33 protein-coding genes and 1 pseudogene are annotated in these 24,562 nt (G+C 32.3%); 29 read left to right on the top strand and 5 right to left on the bottom strand.

The window, feature by feature from the left end; translation table 11 throughout:
- Positions 1 to 38 precede the first annotated feature (38 nt).
- The 5 genes from CEF19_RS22755 to CEF19_RS22735 all read left to right on the top strand — a co-directional run bounded on the left by CEF19_RS22755 (position 39) and on the right by CEF19_RS22735 (position 2,951).
- Positions 39 to 356, top strand: coding sequence for a hypothetical protein (locus tag CEF19_RS22755; protein WP_100408456.1), 318 nt, complete (start codon positions 39 to 41; stop codon positions 354 to 356).
- Positions 356 to 1,861, top strand: a complete 1,506-nt coding sequence (locus CEF19_RS22750; RefSeq protein ID WP_100408455.1) for a hypothetical protein — start codon at positions 356 to 358, stop codon at positions 1,859 to 1,861. The genes CEF19_RS22755 and CEF19_RS22750 overlap by 1 nt, the downstream gene beginning before the upstream one ends.
- A gap of 27 nt (positions 1,862 to 1,888) precedes the next feature.
- Positions 1,889 to 2,185, top strand: coding sequence for a hypothetical protein (locus CEF19_RS22745; protein WP_100408454.1), 297 nt, complete (start codon positions 1,889 to 1,891; stop codon positions 2,183 to 2,185).
- Positions 2,186 to 2,244: 59 nt separating this feature from the next.
- Positions 2,245 to 2,463: a hypothetical protein gene (locus CEF19_RS22740; protein WP_100408453.1), complete on the top strand. Its 219-nt coding sequence runs from the start codon at positions 2,245 to 2,247 to the stop codon at positions 2,461 to 2,463.
- Between the two features lie 68 nt (positions 2,464 to 2,531).
- The gene (locus CEF19_RS22735) at positions 2,532 to 2,951 is read left to right on the top strand and encodes a hypothetical protein (RefSeq protein WP_157801090.1); all 420 of its coding nucleotides are present in this window, start codon (positions 2,532 to 2,534) and stop codon (positions 2,949 to 2,951) included.
- 88 nt (positions 2,952 to 3,039) lie between these two features.
- Here CEF19_RS22735 and CEF19_RS22730 read toward each other — a convergent pair whose 3' ends face one another.
- Complete coding sequence (locus CEF19_RS22730; protein WP_100408451.1) at positions 3,040 to 3,717, bottom strand: hypothetical protein; 678 nt, start codon at positions 3,715 to 3,717, stop codon at positions 3,040 to 3,042.
- Positions 3,718 to 3,821: 104 nt separating this feature from the next.
- Here CEF19_RS22730 and CEF19_RS22725 point away from each other — a divergent pair, with 104 nt between their 5' ends.
- The 16 genes from CEF19_RS22725 to CEF19_RS22650 all read left to right on the top strand — a co-directional run bounded on the left by CEF19_RS22725 (position 3,822) and on the right by CEF19_RS22650 (position 16,017).
- A complete protein-coding gene (locus tag CEF19_RS22725; protein WP_100408450.1) occupies positions 3,822 to 4,232 on the top strand; it encodes a hypothetical protein in 411 nt (136 codons plus the stop codon).
- 181 nt (positions 4,233 to 4,413) lie between these two features.
- The gene (locus CEF19_RS22720; RefSeq protein WP_100408449.1) at positions 4,414 to 4,998 is read left to right on the top strand and encodes a recombinase family protein; all 585 of its coding nucleotides are present in this window, start codon (positions 4,414 to 4,416) and stop codon (positions 4,996 to 4,998) included.
- A gap of 171 nt (positions 4,999 to 5,169) precedes the next feature.
- Complete coding sequence (terL, locus tag CEF19_RS22715) at positions 5,170 to 6,723, top strand: phage terminase large subunit (protein WP_157801089.1); 1,554 nt, start codon at positions 5,170 to 5,172, stop codon at positions 6,721 to 6,723.
- Positions 6,724 to 6,736: 13 nt separating this feature from the next.
- On the top strand, positions 6,737 to 8,047 hold the full coding sequence (locus CEF19_RS22710) for a phage portal protein (RefSeq protein ID WP_157801088.1): 1,311 nt from the start codon (positions 6,737 to 6,739) through the stop codon (positions 8,045 to 8,047).
- Positions 8,040 to 8,888: a minor capsid protein gene (locus tag CEF19_RS22705; RefSeq protein WP_100408446.1), complete on the top strand. Its 849-nt coding sequence runs from the start codon at positions 8,040 to 8,042 to the stop codon at positions 8,886 to 8,888. The genes CEF19_RS22710 and CEF19_RS22705 overlap by 8 nt, the downstream gene beginning before the upstream one ends.
- Before the next feature lie 105 nt (positions 8,889 to 8,993).
- Positions 8,994 to 9,641 carry a capsid assembly scaffolding protein Gp46 family protein gene (locus CEF19_RS22700; protein WP_157801087.1) on the top strand — a complete coding sequence of 216 codons (648 nt, stop codon included), beginning with the start codon at positions 8,994 to 8,996 and terminating at the stop codon, positions 9,639 to 9,641.
- Positions 9,642 to 9,737: 96 nt separating this feature from the next.
- Positions 9,738 to 10,553 (top strand): phage major capsid protein, encoded by an 816-nt coding sequence (locus CEF19_RS22695; RefSeq protein ID WP_100408444.1) that lies wholly within the window; start codon positions 9,738 to 9,740, stop codon positions 10,551 to 10,553.
- Between the two features lie 71 nt (positions 10,554 to 10,624).
- Entirely contained in the window at positions 10,625 to 10,795 is a 171-nt protein-coding gene (locus tag CEF19_RS23625; protein WP_198510385.1) for a hypothetical protein, read from the top strand.
- 11 nt (positions 10,796 to 10,806) lie between these two features.
- Positions 10,807 to 11,112: a phage head-tail connector protein gene (locus CEF19_RS22690; RefSeq protein WP_100408443.1), complete on the top strand. Its 306-nt coding sequence runs from the start codon at positions 10,807 to 10,809 to the stop codon at positions 11,110 to 11,112.
- On the top strand, positions 11,109 to 11,432 hold the full coding sequence (locus CEF19_RS22685) for a hypothetical protein (RefSeq protein WP_100408442.1): 324 nt from the start codon (positions 11,109 to 11,111) through the stop codon (positions 11,430 to 11,432). Before CEF19_RS22690 ends, CEF19_RS22685 begins: the two co-directional genes overlap by 4 nt.
- Positions 11,425 to 11,760 (top strand): HK97 gp10 family phage protein, encoded by a 336-nt coding sequence (locus CEF19_RS22680; RefSeq protein ID WP_100408441.1) that lies wholly within the window; start codon positions 11,425 to 11,427, stop codon positions 11,758 to 11,760. The genes CEF19_RS22685 and CEF19_RS22680 overlap by 8 nt, the downstream gene beginning before the upstream one ends.
- Positions 11,757 to 12,203, top strand: coding sequence for a hypothetical protein (locus CEF19_RS22675; RefSeq protein ID WP_100408440.1), 447 nt, complete (start codon positions 11,757 to 11,759; stop codon positions 12,201 to 12,203). Before CEF19_RS22680 ends, CEF19_RS22675 begins: the two co-directional genes overlap by 4 nt.
- Before the next feature lie 6 nt (positions 12,204 to 12,209).
- On the top strand, positions 12,210 to 12,761 hold the full coding sequence (locus tag CEF19_RS22670) for a hypothetical protein (protein ID WP_100408439.1): 552 nt from the start codon (positions 12,210 to 12,212) through the stop codon (positions 12,759 to 12,761).
- Between the two features lie 64 nt (positions 12,762 to 12,825).
- Entirely contained in the window at positions 12,826 to 13,152 is a 327-nt protein-coding gene (locus CEF19_RS22665) for a hypothetical protein (protein ID WP_100408438.1), read from the top strand.
- A 313-nt stretch (positions 13,153 to 13,465) separates the two neighbouring features.
- Positions 13,466 to 15,751: a phage tail tape measure protein gene (locus tag CEF19_RS22655; protein ID WP_100408436.1), complete on the top strand. Its 2,286-nt coding sequence runs from the start codon at positions 13,466 to 13,468 to the stop codon at positions 15,749 to 15,751.
- A gap of 65 nt (positions 15,752 to 15,816) precedes the next feature.
- A complete protein-coding gene (locus CEF19_RS22650; protein WP_100408435.1) occupies positions 15,817 to 16,017 on the top strand; it encodes a hypothetical protein in 201 nt (66 codons plus the stop codon).
- Between the two features lie 168 nt (positions 16,018 to 16,185).
- Here the strand turns inward: CEF19_RS22650 and CEF19_RS22645 are convergent, their stop codons facing one another.
- Positions 16,186 to 16,710 carry a hypothetical protein gene (locus CEF19_RS22645; RefSeq protein WP_100408434.1) on the bottom strand — a complete coding sequence of 175 codons (525 nt, stop codon included), beginning with the start codon at positions 16,708 to 16,710 and terminating at the stop codon, positions 16,186 to 16,188.
- A gap of 664 nt (positions 16,711 to 17,374) precedes the next feature.
- On the opposite strand from CEF19_RS22645, the gene CEF19_RS22640 reads away from it, so the two are divergent.
- Complete coding sequence (locus CEF19_RS22640) at positions 17,375 to 17,923, top strand: hypothetical protein (RefSeq protein WP_100408433.1); 549 nt, start codon at positions 17,375 to 17,377, stop codon at positions 17,921 to 17,923.
- A gap of 612 nt (positions 17,924 to 18,535) precedes the next feature.
- Here CEF19_RS22640 and CEF19_RS23910 read toward each other — a convergent pair.
- Entirely contained in the window at positions 18,536 to 19,297 is a 762-nt protein-coding gene (locus tag CEF19_RS23910) for a restriction endonuclease (protein WP_227522132.1), read from the bottom strand.
- Positions 19,298 to 19,469: 172 nt separating this feature from the next.
- Entirely contained in the window at positions 19,470 to 19,688 is a 219-nt protein-coding gene (locus tag CEF19_RS22630) for a helix-turn-helix transcriptional regulator (protein ID WP_100408432.1), read from the bottom strand.
- A gap of 150 nt (positions 19,689 to 19,838) precedes the next feature.
- Between CEF19_RS22630 and CEF19_RS22625 the strand changes: the two genes are divergently transcribed.
- From CEF19_RS22625 to CEF19_RS23400, 4 genes are all read left to right on the top strand, one after another.
- Complete coding sequence (locus CEF19_RS22625) at positions 19,839 to 20,150, top strand: hypothetical protein (RefSeq protein WP_100408431.1); 312 nt, start codon at positions 19,839 to 19,841, stop codon at positions 20,148 to 20,150.
- Between the two features lie 2 nt (positions 20,151 to 20,152).
- Positions 20,153 to 21,370, top strand: coding sequence for an FtsK/SpoIIIE domain-containing protein (locus CEF19_RS22620; RefSeq protein ID WP_100408430.1), 1,218 nt, complete (start codon positions 20,153 to 20,155; stop codon positions 21,368 to 21,370).
- Positions 21,360 to 21,863: a hypothetical protein gene (locus CEF19_RS22615; RefSeq protein WP_100408429.1), complete on the top strand. Its 504-nt coding sequence runs from the start codon at positions 21,360 to 21,362 to the stop codon at positions 21,861 to 21,863. Before CEF19_RS22620 ends, CEF19_RS22615 begins: the two co-directional genes overlap by 11 nt.
- 355 nt (positions 21,864 to 22,218) lie before the next feature.
- Entirely contained in the window at positions 22,219 to 22,434 is a 216-nt protein-coding gene (locus CEF19_RS23400) for a hypothetical protein (protein WP_157801086.1), read from the top strand.
- A 77-nt stretch (positions 22,435 to 22,511) separates the two neighbouring features.
- Here CEF19_RS23400 and CEF19_RS22610 read toward each other — a convergent pair whose 3' ends face one another.
- Positions 22,512 to 22,730, bottom strand: a complete 219-nt coding sequence (locus CEF19_RS22610) for a helix-turn-helix domain-containing protein (RefSeq protein ID WP_100408428.1) — start codon at positions 22,728 to 22,730, stop codon at positions 22,512 to 22,514.
- A gap of 160 nt (positions 22,731 to 22,890) precedes the next feature.
- On the opposite strand from CEF19_RS22610, the gene CEF19_RS22605 reads away from it, so the two are divergent.
- From CEF19_RS22605 to CEF19_RS22595, 3 genes and pseudogenes are all read left to right on the top strand, one after another.
- Entirely contained in the window at positions 22,891 to 23,115 is a 225-nt protein-coding gene (locus tag CEF19_RS22605; RefSeq protein WP_100408427.1) for a hypothetical protein, read from the top strand.
- Positions 23,116 to 23,257: 142 nt separating this feature from the next.
- On the top strand, positions 23,258 to 24,409 hold the full coding sequence (locus tag CEF19_RS22600) for a site-specific integrase (protein WP_100408426.1): 1,152 nt from the start codon (positions 23,258 to 23,260) through the stop codon (positions 24,407 to 24,409).
- 55 nt (positions 24,410 to 24,464) lie between these two features.
- Positions 24,465 to 24,562, top strand: a pseudogene (locus CEF19_RS22595) (preQ(1) synthase); the annotation flags it as partial.

The raw sequence follows: 24,562 nt of genomic DNA, 5'->3' as shown, positions 1-24,562 counted from the left end.
GTGTGTGTGTTTTAGTTGGCAGATTAGGAGGTATAAAATTGAAAATTAAAGTCGGGCATATAGATTACGATTATCGAGAAGTTGAATGCGTAAGCAAGGAAGAGTTAAGACGTGGAGAAGTTAATTTTTTAAAAAGAGTTATCAAGATAGATTATACAATGGATAAGGAGACAAAAGCTGAGACTACACTTCATGAGCTTATCCATGCGATTGATGATTTTATGTCAATTGAATTAGAAGAAGAACAAGTGAAACAACTAGGTTGTGGTTTATCTATGTTGTTTAAAGATAATGAGGATAAAATGAAAGAATTGTTTCTTGATAGATTAACTACAAATGACAAGGGGTATAAATAATGAGTCTATGTTTGGTATACATGAACAAAGATAAAGCAGTGATTAGTGGAGATTCAAGAGGTTCAATAGAACAGAATGGGGAATTTTATAGATTAAATGATGATGCTCAAAAGGTTTTTAAAATAGGAGATAAAATTATTTTTACTTCTGGTGTCTGTTTACTAATCGATCCAATTCTAGAGGAATTTAAAAATTCGGATAATCAATCGATCGAAAATCTTGTACAAATATCGAAAAAAACGAACATCGAAAAACAAAATATTTATAACTCGTTATTTGATGAAAGTAAAAGACTATTAGAAATGTTAATTATCACCTTTGAAAATAGAAATGCGGTTATCTATAACATTTCATCAGAGCAAAACTTTAATATTTTAAAATATAATGGTGAAAAAAGTAATTCTCTTATAACTATTGGTACTCACACGGAAAAAGCCGGAAACGTATTTAAAACGTATATTGAGAATGATGGTGTATATGCCTCGATAAAACAAGCATATAATTCGGTTGCAGATGAACAAGTTGGCGGTATCTTAACAATCTATGAAATGACAAATGATAATATTAAGAAAGAACAATTTGATATACATACATCTAAAAAGCTAAAGAATTTACAACGTTTTAACGCTACTGATGGAATGAAAATAAGTAGAAACATAGGCACTGCCAACAATCCTAATTGGGAGGATAAATTATACGCTGATACGAACGGTAACTTAATCGCTGAAGATTTAACTGCTAATAAATTAATTATAAAGAATGGTACTACTACTCTCATCAATGGAGATACACGTACTATTGATTTCACAGGATTTAACTTCATTGATGGTAAAGAAAATGTGATTAAAGGAATTGACGTTAAAAATGACAGTGGAGTTTCTACATTTAAAGTTGATACTAGTGGGAATGTAAATATGTCAGGTTCTCTAACTATCACAGGCGGAAGTGGAATTAGTAATCTTACTGATGCTGGAGCTTTAGCTACCAAAGACTCACTAGGATATGGAGAGTTAACAGGAAGTAAACCACCTACGGATGCTGATAGAACGTCTACTGTAATAAATGGTGGATTAATCACATCGGGAACAATTCAATTACAAGACTCCAACTTTAACACTAAAGCAGGTATTACAGCTCAAGGTTTAGGGGATAGTTCTGTTCGTATTTGGGCTGGAGATACAATTTCCAATAGAGCCAATGCTCCATTCAGAGTAACGCAAGGCGGTGCGGTTACAGCTTCTAATATTACCATTACTGGCGGAAGTATCAATATATCTAACAGTGCAAAAATAGGTGACAATATCTATCTAGGAATAGCACCTAGTGAAGTAATTTCTAATACTTATAAAAATATTTATTTTAATAAGATGGCAAATATACAAGGTGGGCACGGAGCATACGGTGCTGATATTAGAATTAATGCCGATACTATTGAATTTGTTGGAACAGCAGTAGATTTTACTAACGTAAATTCTGTTCATGGTCTAACAGCAAGGTTTGGATAATTTAGTTTTTGGATAGGTGGTAAAAAGATGAACGAAGAATTTAATTTACATACAGAAAATAGTGAAGAAGTTGTTGAAAAGGTACAAAAAGCAATTAAAGCAGCAGTGCGAGTATGGAATGATTTTAAGGAATGGTTTACTAACATTGCTAAGACTATTTATGAACGCTTTAAAGAAATAGTTGCTTGGATTAGTAAGAATCCTCCAGTAGGCTATAAGCGATTATTTAAGAAAGCTGAATTAGATTATTATAATTCAATTGCTGAAGGTAGAAGTAACAATTGGAGAAAAGCAAGAGGATTGCCTTTGATACGTGGTGTTTAGTGAAAAGAAGGAAAATGGAAACTTTTGCTGAATTATGTTATTAAAAGGAGATGATTGTTATGAAATTTAAAGTGATTATGGATAGTGGAAAAGAGTATGTAGTATCAGGATTTGAAAGCCGAGAAGATTTGATTAGCAATTTTGTTATTGTGAATAAACTGCCAATGGGTAATGGTTCAGTTACTAAGACTAAAGATGAATTTGTATTTTTGTATAACGATGAAACAGTTTTAATTAATCCTAGTCATGTGTCTTCTGTTGAGGTTGTAGGAGAATAGTAGGAAAAAAGAAGGAAATATGTTAACCTTTGCCGAATTGTGTAGAGTACGATAATTTGGTGAAGGAGATGGTTGAAGTGCATTACGAGGATTATATTGAAACAATTACTATGTCATTAAAAGAAGATTGGATGTATGATGACGAGGTTGGAAGGTATGTGTTAAAAACTAATGTGAGTATAAGTATTTTAGCAGATAGAGAATATGATGAACGGTTTAATGAAGAATGGGTAGAAACCTTTTCTGACAGTACAGCATACGCAAACCGATATAATTTACTTTATAATGGAAGTGTTGTAGAAACCTTTTATGCTACTGCTGTTGATGGATACAGAATGTTAATTCCATATCCAAGAAGACAGGACATGACAATTTCTAGAAGGCAATATGGAATTGGAGTAATATTGAACAAACCTTACACTGACGTAATTGATCAATATGATGATTACCTTAGTATGGCACAAATATCTATTAGAGAAGAAGAGTAGCATCCATTCGTGGATGCTTTTTATATGGAGAAGATAAGAGATGAATTATTGTGCCTTTATTAAAGCGGGAATTAATTCAATGTTGTGATTAATCAATATTATCAGTATTAAAACTCTCAAGAGATTGGATTAAAATTCCAAAAAATGAATTAATTAAATCTAAGTAGTTCTCGTTAAATTCTTTACTGAGTGAGTCTACATAATAAAGTTCGTTTATTTTTAATTCAGTAAATGTGACTCCTTTTAATAGATTTAATTCATTGAATTGTTTTTGTTTTATAGGTGATCCATCATTATGTACAAAATAATTTCTTAAAGTATTAAAACATTGAAATTTTTTACGAGTCTCTTTTGACAAATTCAACTCTATATTAAGAACATTCTCTATAAAAAATAAATACTTATATAAACCCTTATGACTTAAATCGGCAAGCTTAATTTTATTTATTTTTTGCATTTCTAGTTTGACTGCAGTTGAGCGTAATTCATTTTCAAAAAATGAATATAGAGATAAAAATGATGATTTTCTTAGAATAAGGGCATAAGTATTATTTAGATCATCGTATCTATCTAGAAACATATATTCAAAAAGTTCCTGTTTTTCATTAGGATCATCTAATTCATTAGAGAGTTTATCATATTCATTATTAAGTGTAAGGTTATGAGATTCAATGTGATCTTCCATGAAAGACAAATAACTATAAAAGTCCTGAATTCTTAATTCTAGGAAAAAATGACTAATTGATTTGGGAGTAAATTTCTTCATAATAGGACACCTTTTTATTTAGATTTTATTGTACTTACTATTATATATTTATTAGAAAAAACTGCAAATGGAATCACGATTAGTAACAGATAGGGGGTGGGGGTATGTTGAAAGATAATCAATTAAAGGCTATCAGAATGTATTATGAAGGTATGCATACGGTACAGCAAATTGCACAAGAGTGTGGTTATGCTGATCGTAAGTCTATTTATGAAATTTTGAAGAAGCCTGAAGCGCAAGAATACATTGATTCACTAGCAAATGAATCATTAAAGGATGCGCTTAATACATTTAAAGTTTCCAGTAAGAAGTTGTCTAAAGAAGTTGTTAAGATTGCTAATGGAGAGATTAAAGATAGCAAGACAGTCTATGCACGTTTACAAGCCATTCAATCAATCTTAGAGAAAGCTGGACTCAATAGTAAGACTTTAATCATTGAAGATAAGAAGAGCAATGATCAAGACTACAATGAGCTTATGGATATGTTGCAGAAGGATAAGAAGGAAGAAGAGTAATATTTCATATTACATAAAACATATGTTAATTGTAATCTTTAAGATGAAAAGTGAAAGCCTATAATATCAACGTTTATATGTTACATAAAATCATTACATTAAATATTACATAAAAGGTTTACATTAAGTATCTCTCTGTATATAATAAGTGTAACAGGAAAATACAGGGAGGTAATTAATAATGAAATCACAAAGAATAGCTTATGCTCGTGTATCCACTCAAGACCAATACTTAGACAGACAGCTAGAAGCATTAGAGAAATATGGTTATGATAAGCTTATAACTGAGAAGTTTACTGGTACAAAGAAGGATAGAGAAGGTCTTAATGATTTACTTACTCGTGTTGAAGAAGGAGATACAGTAGTAGTTGATTCAATCTCAAGGCTAGGAAGAAAGACATTAGATATCCTTAATATAGTTGAAGAGTTAGATAGCATGGGTGTAACCTTTGTTAGTCTTAAAGAGAACATGAATACATCTACTTCCACTGGTAAAGCTATGTTTCAAATGATGTGTGTTATTGCAGAGCTTGAAAGAAACATGATAGCAGACAGAGTAAGGGAAGGCTTACAGAGTGCTAAGAAGCGTGGTAAGCAGCTAGGTAGACCTAAGTTAGACAATGATAAAGTAAGCGTAGCAATGAGGATGTATGACAGTAAAGACTATACAATAAAGGAAATAGTTGAACAGGTTGGTATATCACAAGGTAAGCTTTATAAAGAAATCAATAAAAGAAAGCTAAAAGATAGCCAAGGCGGTCACTAATAATGTGATGGTCTTTTTCTTTTGATTGAGTACGTAGGGGCAGGGGTATTCTAAATAACTTCTAAAAATTTCTACAACAACCTACAAATAAATTTTTTTCATATTTTCCTACCCTTAAAATTGGAGGTGATAATCATAGACTCGAAACAAAAAGAATTATTGATTCATTATTTGAGAAAGCATTTTACAGATTCAGAAATTGAATCATTACTCATTACCCACAAGGATAAACTCACTGGTCAAAGTGGTTTACGCAAAAAGTTAGCTGAAATTGATAAAGACTACTTTGGAAAAGTCTACTTCCCTCGTTACTTTAACCGTGAATCTCCAATCTTCCATACTGAAATAGAAGAGCATCTTCAAAAAATGTTAGATGGTAAAATTAAAAACCTCTGTGTAGTTGCCCCTCGTGGTCATTCTAAATCAACATTATGTAGTTTTAAAATTCCCCTCTATTGCTTGTTATTCCAACTCAAACCTTTCATTTTAATCGTAAGTGCTAATGAAGATATGGCAAAGGATTTCTTAAAATCTATACGTAATGAATTAGAAACAAATGAGGCTATTATTGAAGACTTTGGAGAATTAAAAGGTAGCACATGGAACACTGATAAACTAATCCTTACTAATGATACTTGTATCATGGGGAAAGGTGCAGACTCCAGTTTACGTGGGATCAAATTTAATAATGAACGTCCTCATTTAATCATTTCAGATGATATTCAGAAAGATAGTAATGTTGCTAGTGAATCTAAGCTACAAGCCCTGAAAAGTTGGTATTATGAATCATTAGCTAATACTGGTGATACTTATACGTCTTCCTTATTCATTTCAACAAGAATGTCAGAGAATGACCTTGTTGGAGATGTTATGAATAATCCTACATATATTACTCTTTTCTATAAAGCTGTATTGGAATTTTCAAAGCGTGAAGACTTATGGATTGAATGGGAAGAGATTGTAAATGATCTTTCTAATCCTTATCGGCTATCTGCAGCAGAAACATTCTTTGATAAGCATAAAGCAGAAATGACTAATGGTACTGAAGTGTTATGGGAAGCAAAGAATGATTATTATGATTTGATGCTTAAGAAAATTGAAATTGGTGAGAATGCTTTCTCAAAGGAGCTTCAGAATGAACCAAGATCAAATAAGGATAAGATATTTACTCATCTATCCTATTATAAATCTCAAGAATTAAAAATTGATGAAATGCAGGAAGTTATCCTTACAATTGATCCATCATTAGCTAAAACAAACCGTTCTGACTTTTCCGCTATTACAATCTTAGGAAAAGATACAAACGGTTATTTATACGTTATCGAAGGTGATTGTAGAAGATTGCCACCTGACCAGTTAATTAAAGAGGTTATACAGAAGATTGAACAGTTCCCTATCACTCGAATTGGAGTTGAGACAGTTAACTTTCAAGCCTTACTTTTAAGTCAGTTAAGAACAGAGCTTGCAAAGAAGCAATTGTACGTAGATATTGAGTCAATTAATTCAAGAAGCAATAAACATAATCGAATAGTTGCTTTGCAGCCGATTGTGACAAATGGCTTTGTGAAATTTAATGAATCAAATAAGCTATACAATCAACAAGTTTTGAACTATTCTTCTAAGGCAAAAAATGATGATGCGCCAGATTCGTTAGAAATGGCAGTTACATTAATGCAGAAAAATAAACGCATTCAATCACTAGATAGAAAAATATTAGGACTATAGGGAAGGTGAAATATTGATTACTTCTAATCAAATTAAAGAAGCTATTAAGAAGCATAAATTAGAATTACCAAGGCTTAATAAGCTCTATAACTATTACATTGGCAATCATGCAATCTTGAATAGAAAATTAGCAGATCCAAGTAAGCCAAATAATAAGGTAACAACCTCATATCCAAAAATGATTATTAATACACTTTTAGGCTATTTTGCATCTATTCCACTTGCATATGTTAGTAAGTCAAATAATGAGTTATTTCTAGAAGACTTGAAAAATATTAACTTTATAAACAATGAAGAAGATGTAAATGCTGAAATCGTTAAGAATTTTTCTATTTTCGGTAAATGCTATGAGCTATATTACATTGATAGAGGTGGAAAGATTCGATTTAACTATTATTCTCCAATGGAAATGTATGTAGAAAACGATAATAAAGGAAATGTTCAATTTGGTTTAAGGTATTGGGAAGAAAAAAGACAAGAGGATAAACGAAAGAAGATTATTAAAGTTGAAGTATATGATCATTCAGGAATTTATCATTTTATTTCTAATGACAATGGTGAAACATACGTTTCAGACTCTTCCGAAGAGGATTTAGAACATTACTTTAATGAAGTTCCCATTTCAATCTTTTTAAATAATGAAGAAGAACAAGGGGATTTTGAAGAATTTATTCCTAAAGTAGATGCAATTGAAAAGTTATTATCAGACTCAGTGAATAGTGTTGAGAGTTGGGTTAATGCTTATTTAGTTTTGGCTGGTCACTCAGGAAGCACTAGTGAGGATTTACAGAAGCTTAAGCAGGATGGAATATTGCTATTAGAAGATGTAAACCAGGCAAAATGGTTAACGAAAAATGCAGACTCCGAATTTCAAAATACTCTTTTTGAGACACTTGATCATCAAATTCATGAGCATTCAGATACACCTCGTTTAACTTCAGCTAAATTTTCAAGTAACCTCAGTGGTCAAGCTCTTAAATTTCATCTGTTCGGATTAGAAACAAAGAGCAGTATGAAAGAGCGTAAGATGGAAAAGGCATTAAGAAAACGTATTCGTATGATTGTTACTGTGTTGAATAAACAAGGTAAAGAGTATGAACCTTCAGATATAAAATTTTCTTGGACTCGAAATGTTCCTGCAGATGAAGCAGCAATCACAGATGAAATTTCCAAATTAGTTAATATTGTTCCCCTTGAAACTCTCCTCAGTTGGCATCCGAAAATTTCAGAACCTTCATTAGAAATTAAGAAGCTTCAAGCCAAGTCTGACACAATGAATCTTGACGAAGCTATAAGAAGAACACAAGGTAATGTAAATGAATGATGAACTATTAGCCATTCTTGAGCAATTACTTAATGAATCTGATGAGGAATATATTAAAGTTTTAGCTCAGTATCAAGGGAGTAGAGACAAGCTTAAACAACTACTTGCTTCATTATATATGGATTATGCTGAAGATGGTGTTATTGATTACAATCAAGCTTATTTAACTGGTGTAATTGATCAATTTGAGGAACAAGCAGGGGAAGAGATAGCTAAAATTGCTACTCTTGAGGTAGTTACAATAACCGCTATTCTTGGTGCAGCCTTCACTCAATCATATTATAGAAGTGCTTTCACATTAGAGAAAAATATTGGTGTGAGTATTAATTTTAATAAGATTAATCAATCTATTCTAGATGGCTTTATCAATAACAATTGGACTGATGCTCATTACTCTGAAAGAATTTGGATGAACAGTCAAGCTTTAAAAGAAGCATTGTCTACTAATCTTGATAGAGGAATTAGAGAAGGTCATAAACTAGAAAAGATTGCAAAAGTATTTGATGAGCAATTTGATAGTAAATCTTATCAATCTCAAAGGTTAGTTAGGACTGAGACTGCACATATAATAGAAGATTCTCGTCAAAAGGTATATAGGGAAAATGGGATTGAAAGAGTACAGCACTTAGCGACTCTAGAAGCGAATACATGTTCAGAATGTGCTTCACTCGATGGAAATGTTTATGATATTGGCTATGATCCAATTAGACATCCAAACTGTAAGTGTACCACGGTTCCTTATTTAGAAGGTGGTACGAATATTAGAAAAGATAATGAAACAAAAGAGTATATTCCTTATCAAAATTATGAGGAATGGGCAGAAGCTAAGGAAATTATTTAGCTTTATTATTATGTCTTTTTTCATGTTGCAGACATTTTAAAGAACAATATGAAAAAAAATATTGCACTTTATGGCTCGAACATAAAGGGTAGGAGGATAAAAATAATGAATTTAGAAGATATTAAGAAGTTTTTAGAAGAGAACAAAGATCAAGAGGAAGTAAAAGCATACGTTGAGGGGTTATCTAGTGTGACACCTGATGGAGTAACCGCTTTTCTTGATACAGAAGATGGCAAGAAGTTATTACAGCCTAAACTAGATAGTTATTTTACTAAGGGTTTAGATACATTTAAGCAGAAATCAATGCCTCAGCTTATTGAGGATGAAATTGCAAAACGTAACCCTGCTAATAAGAGTCCAGAGGCTTTAGAAGTTGAGAAGGCTTTAGCTGAGATTGAACGTTGGAAGTCGAAAACTATTCGTGAATCTGTTCGCAATGATGCTTTAAAATTTGCAACAGATAATCAATTACCTTCTGAAATCGTTGATTACTTTATTGCATTAGAAAAAGACGATGATGAAGATGGTACGAAAAGTAAAGAGTCTACAATGTCCAATTTAGAAAACCTCAAGAGTGTTTGGTCAAACAACTTACAGACAGTTGTAAATGATAAATTAAAGTCTAATGGTTTTACTCCTAAAGATGGAGAGAAGCCAAAAACAATCACTCGTGAACAACTCGAAGGTATGTCCACTGAAGAAGTGAGTGCTTTAGATTGGGAAGTTGTGAGTGAAGCATTAAAAAGTAACTAATTAAGACTTGTATAAGCAAGTCTCTTTTTTATGTCTTTCAGGCTAGACAAAAAAGAAGCACTATAACAAATTAGAAAAGGTAAAGGTGATATTAATATGTCAGTACAATCATTTATTCCAAGTGTATGGGAAAGTCGTCTATTAACAAACTTCCGAAAGGCTTCTATTGCAGAAGTAATTACATCAAAGCCAGTTAAAATTGAAGGAAATAAGATTATCTTTAATCGTGCTGGTGCAGTAGCAGTTAAAGATTATACAGGTACAATTTCATGGGATGATGTAAATACAACTCCTGTTGAATTAAATATGGATCAGAAAAAATACTTTGCATTCTCAGTAGATGATGTTGATGCAATTCAAGCAGCGGGCGAGTTAGTAGATACACATACGTCAGAAGCTTCATCTTCACTTCAAGAAACAGTAGATAAGTTTATTCTTGGTCTATATACTGGTGCTCATGCTGATAATGTAATCGGTGATGATACAACTCCAGTCGCATTAACTAAAACTAACATTTATGATAATATCGTTGACTTAGGAACAAAGCTTTCTAAAAAGAAAGTACCTAAATCAGACCGTTTTGTAGTAATTAATGCTGAGGCGCTTGGTCTTCTTTCTAAAGATGATCGTTTTACAAAAAATCCTACAGTATTAGAAAATGGAGTAGTGGAGGGACAACGAATCAATGGTTTGCAAGTAGTTGTTTCAGAAGAAATTGCTACTAATGTTAATGGTGATTACAAAATTTTAGCTCTTCACAAATCAGCAATTGGTCATGGTAAGCAATTAGATAAAACTGAAGCTATGCGTTTACAAGATACTATGGCTGATGGTGTACGTGGTCTAATGGTATATGGTTCTGAAGTTATTCGTCCAGAAGCGTTAGCGGTTCTTACAGCTACAATTGGTTAATCAAATACATAACTAAAGGGATAGGGCTTTATGGCTCTATCTCCTTTTATATAGTAAGGAGTTGATGTGAATTGAAGTTTAAAAATAAGCTAACTGGTCTTGTTTGGGATGTTGTCGATGCTGATCATATCAAGCGATGTGAAAAGGATAAGAATTATGAAGAGGTAAAGGTTGAAAAGCCTAAACCGACAAGTAAAACAACAACTACTAAACGAGTTAGTAAAGCCAAGCCTAAGGAATAGGAGGTTAGAATATGCCTTCTTTAAATAATGTAAAAGCTTTGTTAGATATTGAGGATAATGATTATAGTGAAGACAATGTTCTTATTCTTTATCTAGATAGAGCAACTAACCATGTCTTAAAATATTGCAATGTAATAGAGCTTGATTCTACTCTTGATGAACTGGTAGAGGATATAACTATTTTCAATTATCGTAATAAAGGTGTTGAGAATATTGTATCTGAAGGTAAAGGTAGTTTGAGTGAATCTTATAGGAAGGATCTCCCTCCTAGTATTGTTCGTAGGTTGAATGAAAACAGAAGGATGAAGTTTGTATGAGACTTACTAAAACTCTTTACTTTATTGAAGAAGAGAAAACGATTACTGGTTATTCTTCAATAGGTCAACCTCAATATGAAACAGTCACAACTTTTGTTCCATTTAAGGGTGAGGTTGAACCATACTCAGCAAAATTAGCTGAGACAAATTATGGATTGTTTGTGGAAGTAACGAACCGTTTCTTTTGTAAACCGAATAGTAATATAACTTTTCACAAGTGTATTCGGTACGATGAAGAGAACTATTACGTTACTGAGTATCTAAAGTACGATAAACACTTTGAAGTGCTTATGCAGAAAGGAGAGCCTTCAATTGAGTAAATTTAAATTTCAACAAGCTATTAAAGATGTTAGAAGCCAACGTGAAAAGGTTGCTAATGAGATTAGTATGTTATTGGAACGTGAAAGCAAGATGAGAAGTCCTGTCGGTGAAACAGGTAATTTACGTAGAAATACTAATTCGGAAGTTGAACATAATGAAAATCAAAGTGATATTACAGTTGGGACAAATAATGTTGAATATGCTGAAGTAGTTCATGAGGGTAGTGTTGTCCGCAATATTACAGCTCAGCCATATATACGAGATTCAATTGAGCAGAATCAAGGCACTATGCAACAGATGATTGCTAAGGGGATGACTCCTAAATGATTACTACCTTCTTTCAATATGTAACTTCTGATTCTAAATTAAGTGAGTTGCTTGATCATTACCCTTATGAAAACAAGTTAAAAATATTCTTTGGTAGACCACAAGCAATTGATAAGGAAAAGCAGTTAAACGAAAAAGGAAGTTTTATTGATTATCCTTATATTGTCTATAATGTTGTTCCGTTGATTCAAAACGAAGTTACAAATGAGCATAGAGTACAAGTTACGCTTGTTACTGCCGATGAGATGCAGTTAAGCGCTATTACTAGTCGTTTAATTGAACTACTTGATTTCAAAAAGCTTGTTACTGATCGTCCCTCAAACTTAGTTAACAATCAAATAATTTTAAACTCCCAGCTTATGACAGGTGGGTCTTTTTTGTTTCATAAAAATGAAAAAGTATTCGAGCAAAACCAATATTTTTTAATCACATTGAAAGGGTGATAGTTAATGTCAGATAATGCAAATTCTATTCTTTTTGGGGCAGGAGAACTGTTCGTTCTACCTGAGACAGTTGATTTAGATACAAGTACAGATAGTGAAATTGAAGCAGCAATGCTTAAAATTGGGGAAAGTTCTGGTGAAAGTACGCTGAATTATTCAACGGATTTTTATGACGTTAAAGGCGGTGTGTTAAATCAAACTATAGCTAGCTTCGTTACTTCTGAAGAAGTTATGTTCAATGCTGGTGTATGTACACTTGATATGGGAATATTAAATGAAATTTCTGCTACTTATTATAGTGAAGATGAATTGACTGGTAAGCGTACTCTTGGTATCGGTGGAAAACTAACTGTACCAGTGAAGCAACTCTTGTTTATACATACTAAGCGACAAGATGGGAAGAAACTTAAACTTAAAATGTATAAAGCTCAGAACAGATCAGGAATACAGCTTACGTTTAATCCTGAGAGTGAGTCTGTCTTTAATTTCGAGTTCAAATTACTTGCAGATCAATCTAGGCAAGATGGCAACATTGTAAAAATTGAAGAAGAAATCTAAAGAGGAGGGGAAACCCTTCTTTTTTATTTGTGAAAAACATTAAAAATTATGAGGAGTGTATTATATGTCAAAAATTATTGATCTTTCATTGCTAACACAGGAACCATTAATCTTAAAATTTGCAGAGGATAACATGTTTAGTATTGCATCAGAGCCTAGTGTACATTTAGTGAATCAATTATTAGATTTTGAAGAAAAGGTAATTAAGGCAAAAACGAATAAAGCACAGTTTGGTTTATTTGTGAAGATGGTTACTTTAATTCTAAGTCAAGATGAATCAAAGGATGTTACAGAAGGATTCGTTGAGAAAAATCTAAGCATTTCACAAATGAAGCGAGTTGTTGAGATTTATCAAGAAAAAGTAACTGAGAATGCTGAATCAAAAAACTAAAAGTGCCGTACTTACCTTCAAATCAAGGGGGTACGGCTTCTTCTTTTAATGATGAGTATGAACTATTCAGTGACTTCGCTCTACTAGCCTCTTACCTTAATTTCTCTCATAAAGACATCCTACAATTGCCTCACAGTCATTTTCTAGCTTATATCAAACAATGCCATGTAAAAGAGTTACAGAAAACTGAAGAAGGTAGAGAGTATTTAAAGAAAGCACATAGATATCAAAATCCACGTAAAGATGCTGATCTTTCATCTATTAGAGCGTTAACTGGTTACACCACTTCCAATGCGGATGGAGGTGAAAATAAATGAGTACATATAATTTAGGTTCATATCAAGCTAATATAACCGTAGATAGCTCAGGCTTAGAAAAAGGTTTGTCAAATGCTGAAAAGGGCATGGATGAGACCGAGAAAAAAGGTTCTAAGATGGGTAAAGTCTTAGGCGGTCTTGCATTAGGTGCGGTTGCTAGTATTGGTACAGCTCTTGTTGGTGTAGGGGTTGCAGGATTTAAGGCAGCTCAAGAGTTTGAGAAAGCTTCAGGAATAATTAGAGCTGGAACAGGCGCTACTGGTGAGGATCTTAAAGGCTTAGAAGATAGTTTTAAGAATGTATTTAAAAGTGTTCCTCAGGATTCGGAAGAAGTAGCTACTGCTTTAGCTGATCTTAATACAAGAACTGGTGAGAGTGGTGAATCTTTAGAAACACTGAGTAAAAGCTATCTAGATTTATCACGTATTTCTGGTGAAGCTAGTGACCAATTAATCGAATCAGGCTCAAGAGGCTTTGAAGCATGGGGAATTGGTGCTGAAGAGTCAGGCGATAAGATGGATAATCTCTGGAAAATTGCACAAACAACTGGTGCTGGTGTCGGTGATCTTATGAATCAAATGGATAAGCATGGCGCTACTATGAGACAAGCAGGAATGGAATACGATGATGCAGCTACCTTAATGGGGAATCTAGAGGCTAAAGGTTATGATGCTGATAAGGCTATGTCTGCCTTCAGTCGTGGTATTGCTAATATTGCTAAAGATGGAAAAGATCCTGCCGAAGTATTACCACAAATTATTTCTGAAATGGAAAATATGGATTCTACAGCAGATGCAACAGCATTAGCCATTGAAACGTTTGGTTCTAAGGCAGGCCCAGAAATGGCTGAAATGATTCAATCAGGTGCATTTTCTATAGAGGAGTTAAAAGAAACACTTGCTAATTCTTCAGAAACTATTGATAAAGCTGGTGAAGATACTCTTACCCTTGGTGAACGTTTTCAAATGTTGAAAGATAACGCAATGGTTGGATTATCTCCTATTGGCGATTTAATGATGAACATTGCTGAAGTTGCTCTTCCTATGCTTCAAGATGCTATGGATGCAACGTTTGAGTTTATTACTGGGGTAATTGACTTCTTTAGAGAGAAGATTGAAGTCATGCGTTCTGACTCCGATGGTACTTTTTCAGCTATGAAAGAAACCATTTCTCAAATAATGGAAGCCATTGGTGAAGTTATTAGCGTTGTTCTAGAGCGTGTTTCTGAGTTGTGGGATAAATATGGGCAAACCATTATTGTATATGCAACTAAAACGTTTGAAAATGTTAAGACAGTAATCTCAGGTGTGCTAGATGTTATTTTAGGCATTGTAAACACTGTACTAGGTATTTTAACTGGTGACTGGGATAAAGCATGGAAAGGTATCAAACAAATTGTAGGCGGTGTTTTATCTGCAATTGAAGGTATTATTTCACAAGCATTAAATGTAATCGAAACATTGGTGAGCGTAGCCTTATCATACATAAAAGAATATTTTTCTTATATTTGGAAAGGTATATCTAGTTTGGTTTCTTCTGTAACCAGTAGTATTTCTGATGGTATTTCAAAATTCATGGATTCCATCTCAAAAACCATTTCAAAAATCCTCTCATCCATTTCTGATAAGTTTTCTAGCATTTGGAATAGTATTAAATCAACTGTCTCAAATGTTGTTAATAATATATCAAGTAACGTGAAAAGCACATTCAATACAATGAAAAACAATATTTCTAGTGCATTCGATAATATCCTTTCCACAGCAAAGCGAATTTTTAACAATATAAAGAATGCTATTACAAATCCAATTACTACAGCCAGAGATACTGTACGGACAATGATAGATAATATCAAGTCTGCCTTTAATTTTACTTGGAGCTTGCCGAAGTTAAAATTACCTCATGTTTCCGTTGACATGAAAAAGAATAACCTTGGTATTCCATATCCTGATTTTAATGTTCAATGGTATCGCAGAGGGGGCTTCGTAGATGAGCCAACTATTCTAGGTGCGGGTGAAGCAGGTAAGGAAGCTATTATTCCTCTTGTCGGTCGTCAAATGGATCCGTTTGCCGATGCAGTCTACAACAGACTACAAGAGAAAATTCAAGGTAATCAAACCACAAATAATAATACAAGTAATCAAAATACTAATAACAATACATACAGTACAAATATTGACATGCACATTAACATTGAAAAAATGTACAGTGATCAAGAAGGAGTCTCTAAATTCTTCAAAACAGTTAGAAATGAACTCAAAGGAAGAGGAGTACGTTTTACATGATATTTAAATTACCCTTATTCACAATTAAATGTGAGTGGGGTTTTTTCGTTTAAGGAGATGAAAACATGACAGAAGCATGGAAATTAGATAATGAGTATTATGTAATTTATACGGAGAGTAAAGATATTATTAGACGGATCAAGAGATACTATAAAGATTTCCCTTTGATGGCTGAATACCAAAAGGGAAATAAAGTATTTGCCAAACAATACAGAGTACCTATTAAACGTAAACGTGTAGCGCAAAGATTGGCACGTTTAATATAATTTCATATACCGTAATTAGGGAAATAAAAAGATTTAGAGGTAAGGGAAGTATTAACCTTACTTTGATATTAGACTTTCAAGATTGTTAGTTATATAGGGAGTTTTGTGAAAAATCGAACCATATACACCTATTTTTAAGGGGCTTACTCGATTGGTTGCTATACGCGGCTAGTGGAGTAAGCCCCTTTTTTTCGTTTTTTGGCTTTTTAAATTTTCTCTTATTATTTTCATTTCTAATAATTTCTCTTTCGGATAATACTGATAATAAGCGTCATTCTCTAGGGTGTTTATGTCATGATAATTACAAAGAAGTACAGTTGATTTATTAATAGACTTGATTATATACATATTATCAACTTTATAAGCGTATTTCTTTTTGATTAAAGTAATAAGCATGTAATAAGATCCTCCGAAAAAAAATGCAAATACTAAAAAGAGAACTATTAAGCTAGCCGTTATTTCTTCAAACTTGAGTGAGTAAGAATAAACTAATTCGTTTATAAGAAGCATTGTATAAACAGTAAAGAAAAGGCTGATTAAAAAAATGTTTGAAATGAAAATAATTATTTTTTGCTCTTCTGTTAATAAAATCCTTTCGACTTTTGTAGTTCGTAATAATGAAATAATCTTTATTAAAAAACCTAAAAATGTGACTACCCCAGTAACTGATAAAAATTGTAACAAATAATCCAAATACTTCACCTCTAATAAAAAATGAGAGTATATTCATACAAAATACATATATTACTATGATTTGGGCTGGCTATGACTTCAATTATACGATAAAATTACATTGCATATTTTTATATATTGAACTTTTGATAATGGCGGTTATCGGGAGTTCAATTTTTTTATTTGGCGATTTAAATCTCTTTCTAAGTTTCTTACGTCTCGTTTCAATTGATTCTCTGCTCTTCTTAATTTACTCTTCAATTGGCTTGTACTAATTCTTCTCATGGTATTACCTCCTAGTATTATTTGCCAACCCAAATCACTCTCTAAGACTACCATATATCTTTTTAATAATTCAAGATATAGTGCTCGTTTTTATAAAAAACATACTATATCTTGTGAAAGTGAGGACTTATTTTAATTTTGTCAACTATGATAAGTGGTGAAATAAGTAGTAATAATTAGTTTTTACGACTTTTAACTAGATTTTATCTAATAAAGGAAATAGTTTAAAGCTTGATGTTTCAGAAACAGATAAAATTTATAAGGGTTTTAGTTTCAAAAGGAAACTTCTTTTTTATTGGAAATAATTCAATAAGCAGTAGTATATTTCTATTTCTATCATTCTAATCTTTTGTTTATATGGTATTATTTACTTATATTACATAAATAAGGGGTGGTTTTATTGGACTATCGTAACAGAATTGCAAAGACTATATTTTACATTGGAATCATTGAAATTATTGCTGGTTTTATTTTAGGCTTTATTTTTGCACAAGATGGTTATGCTTTTGTTGTTTCTGTGTTTTATTCGTGGACTATAGGTGGCTTTATTACAGGTATATTATTCATTGGTTTTGCTGAACTAATTGAAAGACAAACAGAAACAAATATGCTTTTAAGGCAAGGTTTTAATATCTCAAATAAAGAATTTATAGCAGCGACTACTTCAGCAGAAGTAGAGATTAAAGACTCTGATATTCAAATTAAAAATAAGGAAGACGTTAGCTGGGATTTAGAAAGTGCAGATATATCAAGGATAATTTTACATTTTAGGAACAAGGTCATAAATGAGATAGTAGCGACACCATTTAACTACAAGTTTGTTGTTACAGTTAATGGAGAAGATCACCTTATCAGGATTGATCGAGGTTATTCAAATCATGTTTTACCGTTAAAATTCTCCACTTATCCTGAAGTTAAAGAGTGGTTGGAAGACTTTAAGGCGCAGTGATGTGATTAATTAGTTGAATGGATGGATTAGTAATTATGATGAAATATTATTATTTTATCGGCATGTGGTACTTCTGCTTCTTCAAATTTAGATAAAAACGATACAATAAGCATAAAGAGGTAGTTGAGATACTTGATGACTGCTTCGAGAACAAAGAGTGTAATCAAGTTGCCACACTCGAAAAGGCAGAAAACAAACTAAAATCACTCGATGTAGCCAATGATTCATCAAAAATTGAAAATAGTAAAGACGGATTTGTCAATTCTCTAACTTGGTCTTGATACTTTAGTTTTGCTGTGTATAGCTTAGAATTTAATTCTGTTTTCCAAGATAAGAAGAAACTTGATGAATTAGAATTAGATTATATGAGATCATATGACAATATCTCTAAATTAATGGAATTTAATAAGCTGTACCTTGAGTAAGACATCTCATTTTAGGATGTCTTTTATTTATTCTTAGAAAGGAGTAATTAAGTGGAATGAGCTATTTACATCTTATCCACAGTCTTCAAGCAATCAATCGCAATATCATATCACCACGTTGACCACCTTGTAATAGGAATGTAGGTTCTTATTATAGCGAATTAGGGTTCGTGTTCAAGGGAACAGCCTATAAATTAGGCTCTGTTGAAGTAGCAATACCTTTTTTATCAATTGCTTCCCGAATCATCATAATTAATGAATCACGGTTTACTAATTTAACATTATTTGCCCTAGCCTGTATCTTAGCATTCTCAGTGTAAAAGCGATTAGTGACAACAATTTTTTTATTTGCATTATAAAACCCAGCAGCACCTACTACTTCATTAATTGCATCTACACCTACATTATTTCCTTCACCATTACATTTTGCTTGAACAACAATTTTGTCCTTTCCCTTTTTTAAGATTACGTCCGCACCAAAATCTCCAGACGACTTTGTGACTTCACTAAAATATCCTAATTTTCTGTAGAGTTTACCTAAATAATTTTCAAATTCAATACCATCCATTTTATCAACCTGGTCGATTGTTTCTAGGGTAGGCAAGTGTTTTATAAAAAAGAGCTTAAACACATTTATCACACCGTAAATGGTTAATCCTAATAGACATAAAAGAAATATCAATGGTATAGGAAGAGATGAGAAGAATTTAACTCCTGAGCCACCTAAGATTGTCGAAAATAAAAAAACAAAAACAAGGACTTTAAGCTTGTCCTTTAATTTCCAATATTTAAATTTATTCCAGTCTGATCTAAATAAACCGAACCAATAGATGATAATAGCTATGTTAAAAACAAAAAGCAAAGGAAAGCCTAATGATAAAATTAGTAAAAACATAAATAATCCAAAAGACGTTTCACCTTTTTGGTTCCTTTTCCCTTTTTTACCCATGTAATAAATCTCCTTTTGATTAATAAATTTATTGTGTCACCAAAAAAGGAATAATATTATAGGTATATTTAACTTGTCCGAAAACATAAGCTAATAATGCGAGCAAAAGCATATTAGCTTTTCTCTTAATATCCGTCAAAGTACTACCGTCAACAGACGGTCTTTTTTATGCTTATTTGCTAATATCAGTAATATCAATTTCCTCGTATAAATCATCAACTTTAACATTTAAAATTTTCGCTAATTTATAAGCTTTATCTACTCTCATGTAATTTCTTCCAGAAACCCAATTACTAAACATCTGTTTACTTACACCCATTTGATTAGCTATTTCATTTTGATTTTTTCCACTTTTAGGTATCAACCATTTTAAGTTGCATTTTAAATTCATGAAATCACCTTTTTCTTTAGGTATTATCCTTATTTTATCTAATAACCAGTGTCTTTTTATTGTAAATAGTACAATATAATTTTAAAAAGTACGTATATATTAATAGTACCACTAATATCATGTAACAAGAACAGCGAAGGAAGTGATTACATGAGTCAAAACAAGTGGGTGCGTTCAATTAGTTTCAATAGAATGAATGAAAAGGATATTGCACGATTGAGTTTAATTGGTAAGAAATCATTTTCAAGATTCATTAAAAGACTATTGGATGATGAGATTAAAAGACAAAACGTTCCTATTAATGAATTAGTACCAGTCACTACTACTAAAGTTGATACACCTATTTTACAGCAACGAGTAATACCACCAAACACACCATTACCAGTAAGACCACAAAATCAGCACTACCAACAAACTCCTAGACCTTATAATCCGATGCTCCAAGGTCAAAGGAGAGAATAGTTATGTTAATTGAAGTGGTAATAGCTGGTGGTGTATGGGTGGGAGCGGAATACATGAGGAGTAGTTACGGTGGTGATAAGCAAAGGCTTGATCGTATCTTTCGTAAATGTGGACTGTTTGTAAAATATAGTGGAAAAGAAGATACACCTAAATTATTAAGAAGTAAAAAAGAAAAATCCTTTACAGATTATGTTTATAGGATTCCAGAAGGGTTAAGCTTCAAGGACTTTGATAAGAAAAGAGATGTTATTGAGGATAGCTTAAATAGTAATATCGAATTACCTGATATATCTATATCTGATTTAAAACTATTTGATTTTACAGGGGATTATAAAAAACAACTCAAACAATTGTTTAAACCGAAAATGAAAAAGAAAGAAGTGAATATGGCATTCGATAAAGTTTTAACTGTTCGCATATTTTGTGAACCTTTACCTGAGCTAATTTCATTTGAGGAAATGCCAAAATGTAAAGGTTGGATGATACCAATTGGTGTATCTCGTACCGAGTTTATTAAACATGACTTTGACAAAATAATGCATATGATTGTAGCAGGAACAACTCAATATGGTAAATCAATATTTCTGAAAAATGTCATTACAACTCTACTTATTAATCAAGCAAATAATGTCTCGTTTAGTTTAATTGATTTAAAAGGTGGTCTTACTTTTAACCGTTTCAGCAAATGTTCTCAAGTCACCAATATAGCAAGTAATGCTGAAGAAGCAGAAAAGGTTTTAGCAATTATTGATAAACAAATGAATGAAGTAATGACATATTTAAAAAGGAATGGATTTGAAAATGTAAAGGAAGCAGGTATCAAAAATAGGCATTTTATTATTGTCGATGAAGGAGCAGAGCTATCCCCCAGTATTGAAAAAGACAAAGTTCTAAAACCCATTAAGAATCAATGTGAGACATTTTTATCACGTGTAGCTAGAATCGGTGGAGCTTTAGGATATCGTTTAATTTATGCAACTCAGACACCATATAGTGAGGTTTTAAACCATAATATCAAACAAAACTGTGATGCAAAGCTATGTTTTAAGCTCCAAACAGATAAAGCGAGTGAAGTTGTATTAGGCGAAGGGATAACGGATGCTCATCATTTACCCTTTATAAAAGGACGTGGAGTATATCTAACTGATAGAAAGCACATTGTTCAAACACCAATGATCGAGAATGATTATATTGAGGGAGTGATAAGCCATGTTCAATAAAGTGCAGACAGTGGGGAGTATTTCGGAATTTTTAAATAATGATGATTTTGGAGATATAAAGAAAGCCATAAAAAAATTCAATAAAAAAGCAGATACTCACCATTTAAAAGCGTCTCTAATCACGCTAGTAACCGGAGTAACTGCCATTAGTCTCACCAACAGACTGTTTATTAATCATGCTTATGCAAATGGAGTTGAAGCTATTCCTGTTATGAGTATTCCAGGAAGTGATTATGTTAAAGGGGCAGCTAAGGATAAGATTATTGATGCATTTATGCCACTTGTTGATATGATTCAGGCATTAAGTTATCCTATAGCGCTTGTAATGCTTACAGGTGGTGCTTTGTTGTTCATGATTAATCAAAAGGATAGAGGTATAGGTCTAATTCAAAATGCCTCAATTGGTTATATTCTTGTACAATTAATGCCTATGATGATGCAATTACTTGTGGGAATAGGGAGTACAGTAGCACTTGGTATATCTTTCATGTAGTTAAGCGGAGGAAAGTATAAAATAAATTATAAAATTAGTCCATGATTTATAACCACTAATTTCCCTTCAAGTAATAAATTGGTATTAATTTGAACAATTTCCTTTAACACTCTAATGAATCTTGATTTGATTCTTGGTAGGGTAGAAGTGAGAGGTGATTCTTATTAACCCAATAGAGAAAAAGGCAGTAACTAATATTAGAGATAAGAAGCATAAAAGAGAGATAGTCGTTCAAGTTGTAAACGATCCTAATATTGAAAAATATGCAAAAGAGTTTTGTGAGTTAATTAGAAGAGAGAAGGGATTGTAATTAAGAGAAAATCATAAACTTGGAAAGATGGACGTAGGGCGATTCGTGGATATAGAAAGAAAAACTAACTTTTCAAAAGGTGGTTTATTATTGACGGAGAAACAGTTTGATCCAAAAGGAAGAGAGATACTTGCAGTGGTGAAAAAGAAAAACTACTCAATAAGATTTGTTAAAAACGAAAATGCAGAAAAGAGTCTTGATGGTTTATCTAGGGCTATAGCTGAGTTATTGTATGAAGAAGCTATTAAAAAGGGAAATTAAAATGATGGATAATTATAAGGAAAAAACTATCACTCGGTGTCAGTGATATTCAAAGAAAAAAGAAGACCATTTAGCGATTAGGCTTTGTGGTCTTCTTCGTTATCCATGTATTCAAATAAATCTTCCACTCTACAATCTAATGCTTTTGTTAACTTTCCAAGTGTTTGAAATTGGATACCTTCAGTCTTATTGTTAGCTAATTTATATATCCCATTCTTATGCATTCCTGTTAATTCGGCTAGTTTAATAGATGTCATACCTTTTTCTTTCATTACCTTTTTCAATACAAATTTCATTTACATTACCTCCTATTATTATCAAATACTAGTAACTGGTACTAAGAATAATATATACCATAGTGTGACGTTATTCAAATTACCCCTTGATTATCACACTATGGTATGATAAATTGATAACAACAAATCATATCAAGTGTGATTATAGGAGGTTTATTGAATGAATAAAACAGAAAATTATATTATGAATGGTGTAGCAACACTTCAAATGGTAGAAAATGTTAAAGATGTTCAATCACAATTTGAAGCTGAGGAAAAGGTAAATGGGGAAGTTCATGATTTATTACCTACTAAGGTCGAAATTGTAATTACTTTGCTTAATGGCGATACAAAGGTTATTGAAGCTGTTGATTGGAATTTCGATATTGAGTTTATTGGCATATAGGAAGATATAGGTTAAATTATCATATATTTTAAATTCTTGATGATTGTCATGAAATTTATGTTGATGATATGTCTACTTAAAGTTAATATTAAAGCAACGTATTTATTGGTCACATCACTAAAACCTAAGTGGGGTGATGTGAATGGCTTCAATAAAGAAAGATGTGAATGGCAAATATTACTTTGTTATGGATGCTGGAAAAGACCCCATAACTGGTAAAAGGAAGCAAGTGAAAAGACGAGGCTTTGCCAGTAAGAAAGATGCTGAACTTACTCTTTCAGAAATCAAATTAGAGTTAGAGCGAAATAAGGAAATTAGTAATATCGCTAATCTCAAATTTAAGTCTTTTATCACTCAATGGTTTAATGCAAAAAAGATCAAACTGAAACCTAGTACGATTAATAATTATGAAGACCAATTGCACTATAATATCTTACCTTATCTAGGTGAGGTTAAAACTAAAGAAATCAATGAAGAAATTATTCAAAATTACATCACGACTTTACATACAGAAAGAGGTCTAGCACCAGCTACAATTAGATCAGCATATGGTATGGTTGTAGAGGTTTTAAAAAGGGCAATCAAAAAAAGAATCATCACAGAAGATTTCTTGTCAGACATATCATTGCCTAGAGAAGTAAAGAGGATACGTGTTTGGACAGAAGATGATATATATACCTTTTTGGAAGCTCCTAAAAGAATTCTAAATTTAACAAGACATTATATTGGCTTTGTTATCTCGGTGCAGACAGGTATGAGAATGGGGGAACTTCTTGGTTTAAGGTGGAAAGATATTGACTTTGAAAACAAGATAATACACATTCGACAAACACTTGCTAGAAATAATGATGACAGCTTTGATTTTAGTGATGAAGGAAAAACAGCTTCAGCTATTAGAAGTATTTATGTGTCACAAACATTAATTACTGAATTGAAGAAACATAAATCGCTCATTGACAACGAAATAATGATAAATGGCAACTCTTATTTAAATTATGACCTAGTAATTTGTACCAGAATAGGCAACTGGGTACATCCTAATAATTTTAGAAGAGCTTTTAAAGTCACAATTAATCAGTTAGATGTACCTAAGATCCGTTTACATGATTTAAGACATTCACATGCAACTTTTTTGTTATCAAAACAGGTTAACCCTAAGATAATTCAAGAAAGATTGGGACATAAGAACGTTAATATCACCCTAAACACATATAGTCATGCGTTACCTTCATTACAGCGTGAAGCAATCAGTAAATTTGATGATTTATTTACTGATCGTGACCACAACTTGTGACTTGTTAAATTGTGATTGGGACAAACCGTTGTAGTGTAAATGATTTTTCTCTTTAGATTTCCATGAAGATTGTATCAATATTATCATGAATGATTTAATCAACCTTATGGACCCTCGTTATATTGAGGTGTGGGGGAAGTTTACGCCACGCGG

This window comes from Bacillus solitudinis (genome assembly GCF_002797395.1).
GTDB classification, from domain to species: domain Bacteria; phylum Bacillota; class Bacilli; order Bacillales; family Bacillaceae_D; genus Halalkalibacter_A; species Halalkalibacter_A solitudinis.
The sequence above is the reverse complement of the archived record's forward strand: the minus strand, read 5'-3'. Positions and strand labels throughout refer to the sequence as shown.

Excerpts from the sequence above, each read along its gene's own strand:
- CEF19_RS22740 (WP_100408453.1), top strand. The coding sequence starts at position 2,245 with ATGAAATTTAAAGTGATTATGGATAGTGGAAAAGAGTATGTAGTATCA.
- CEF19_RS22615 (WP_100408429.1), top strand. The coding sequence starts at position 21,360 with ATGTTCAATAAAGTGCAGACAGTGGGGAGTATTTCGGAATTTTTAAAT.
- CEF19_RS22670 (WP_100408439.1), top strand. The coding sequence starts at position 12,210 with ATGTCAGATAATGCAAATTCTATTCTTTTTGGGGCAGGAGAACTGTTC.
- CEF19_RS22725 (WP_100408450.1), top strand. The coding sequence starts at position 3,822 with ATGTTGAAAGATAATCAATTAAAGGCTATCAGAATGTATTATGAAGGT.
- CEF19_RS22700 (WP_157801087.1), top strand. The coding sequence starts at position 8,994 with ATGAATTTAGAAGATATTAAGAAGTTTTTAGAAGAGAACAAAGATCAA.
- CEF19_RS22690 (WP_100408443.1), top strand. The coding sequence starts at position 10,807 with ATGCCTTCTTTAAATAATGTAAAAGCTTTGTTAGATATTGAGGATAAT.
- CEF19_RS22735 (WP_157801090.1), top strand. The coding sequence starts at position 2,532 with ATGGTTGAAGTGCATTACGAGGATTATATTGAAACAATTACTATGTCA.
- CEF19_RS22625 (WP_100408431.1), top strand. The coding sequence starts at position 19,839 with ATGAGTCAAAACAAGTGGGTGCGTTCAATTAGTTTCAATAGAATGAAT.
- CEF19_RS22600 (WP_100408426.1), top strand. The coding sequence starts at position 23,258 with ATGGCTTCAATAAAGAAAGATGTGAATGGCAAATATTACTTTGTTATG.
- CEF19_RS23910 (WP_227522132.1), bottom strand. The coding sequence starts at position 19,297 with ATGGGTAAAAAAGGGAAAAGGAACCAAAAAGGTGAAACGTCTTTTGGA.
- CEF19_RS22655 (WP_100408436.1), top strand. The coding sequence starts at position 13,466 with ATGAGTACATATAATTTAGGTTCATATCAAGCTAATATAACCGTAGAT.
- CEF19_RS22605 (WP_100408427.1), top strand. The coding sequence starts at position 22,891 with ATGAATAAAACAGAAAATTATATTATGAATGGTGTAGCAACACTTCAA.
- CEF19_RS22745 (WP_100408454.1), top strand. The coding sequence starts at position 1,889 with ATGAACGAAGAATTTAATTTACATACAGAAAATAGTGAAGAAGTTGTT.
- CEF19_RS22610 (WP_100408428.1), bottom strand. The coding sequence starts at position 22,730 with ATGAAATTTGTATTGAAAAAGGTAATGAAAGAAAAAGGTATGACATCT.
- CEF19_RS22695 (WP_100408444.1), top strand. The coding sequence starts at position 9,738 with ATGTCAGTACAATCATTTATTCCAAGTGTATGGGAAAGTCGTCTATTA.
- CEF19_RS22675 (WP_100408440.1), top strand. The coding sequence starts at position 11,757 with ATGATTACTACCTTCTTTCAATATGTAACTTCTGATTCTAAATTAAGT.
- CEF19_RS22650 (WP_100408435.1), top strand. The coding sequence starts at position 15,817 with ATGACAGAAGCATGGAAATTAGATAATGAGTATTATGTAATTTATACG.
- CEF19_RS22685 (WP_100408442.1), top strand. The coding sequence starts at position 11,109 with ATGAGACTTACTAAAACTCTTTACTTTATTGAAGAAGAGAAAACGATT.
- CEF19_RS22630 (WP_100408432.1), bottom strand. The coding sequence starts at position 19,688 with ATGAATTTAAAATGCAACTTAAAATGGTTGATACCTAAAAGTGGAAAA.
- CEF19_RS22665 (WP_100408438.1), top strand. The coding sequence starts at position 12,826 with ATGTCAAAAATTATTGATCTTTCATTGCTAACACAGGAACCATTAATC.
- CEF19_RS22620 (WP_100408430.1), top strand. The coding sequence starts at position 20,153 with ATGTTAATTGAAGTGGTAATAGCTGGTGGTGTATGGGTGGGAGCGGAA.
- CEF19_RS22750 (WP_100408455.1), top strand. The coding sequence starts at position 356 with ATGAGTCTATGTTTGGTATACATGAACAAAGATAAAGCAGTGATTAGT.
- CEF19_RS22730 (WP_100408451.1), bottom strand. The coding sequence starts at position 3,717 with ATGAAGAAATTTACTCCCAAATCAATTAGTCATTTTTTCCTAGAATTA.
- CEF19_RS22720 (WP_100408449.1), top strand. The coding sequence starts at position 4,414 with ATGAAATCACAAAGAATAGCTTATGCTCGTGTATCCACTCAAGACCAA.
- CEF19_RS22705 (WP_100408446.1), top strand. The coding sequence starts at position 8,040 with ATGAATGATGAACTATTAGCCATTCTTGAGCAATTACTTAATGAATCT.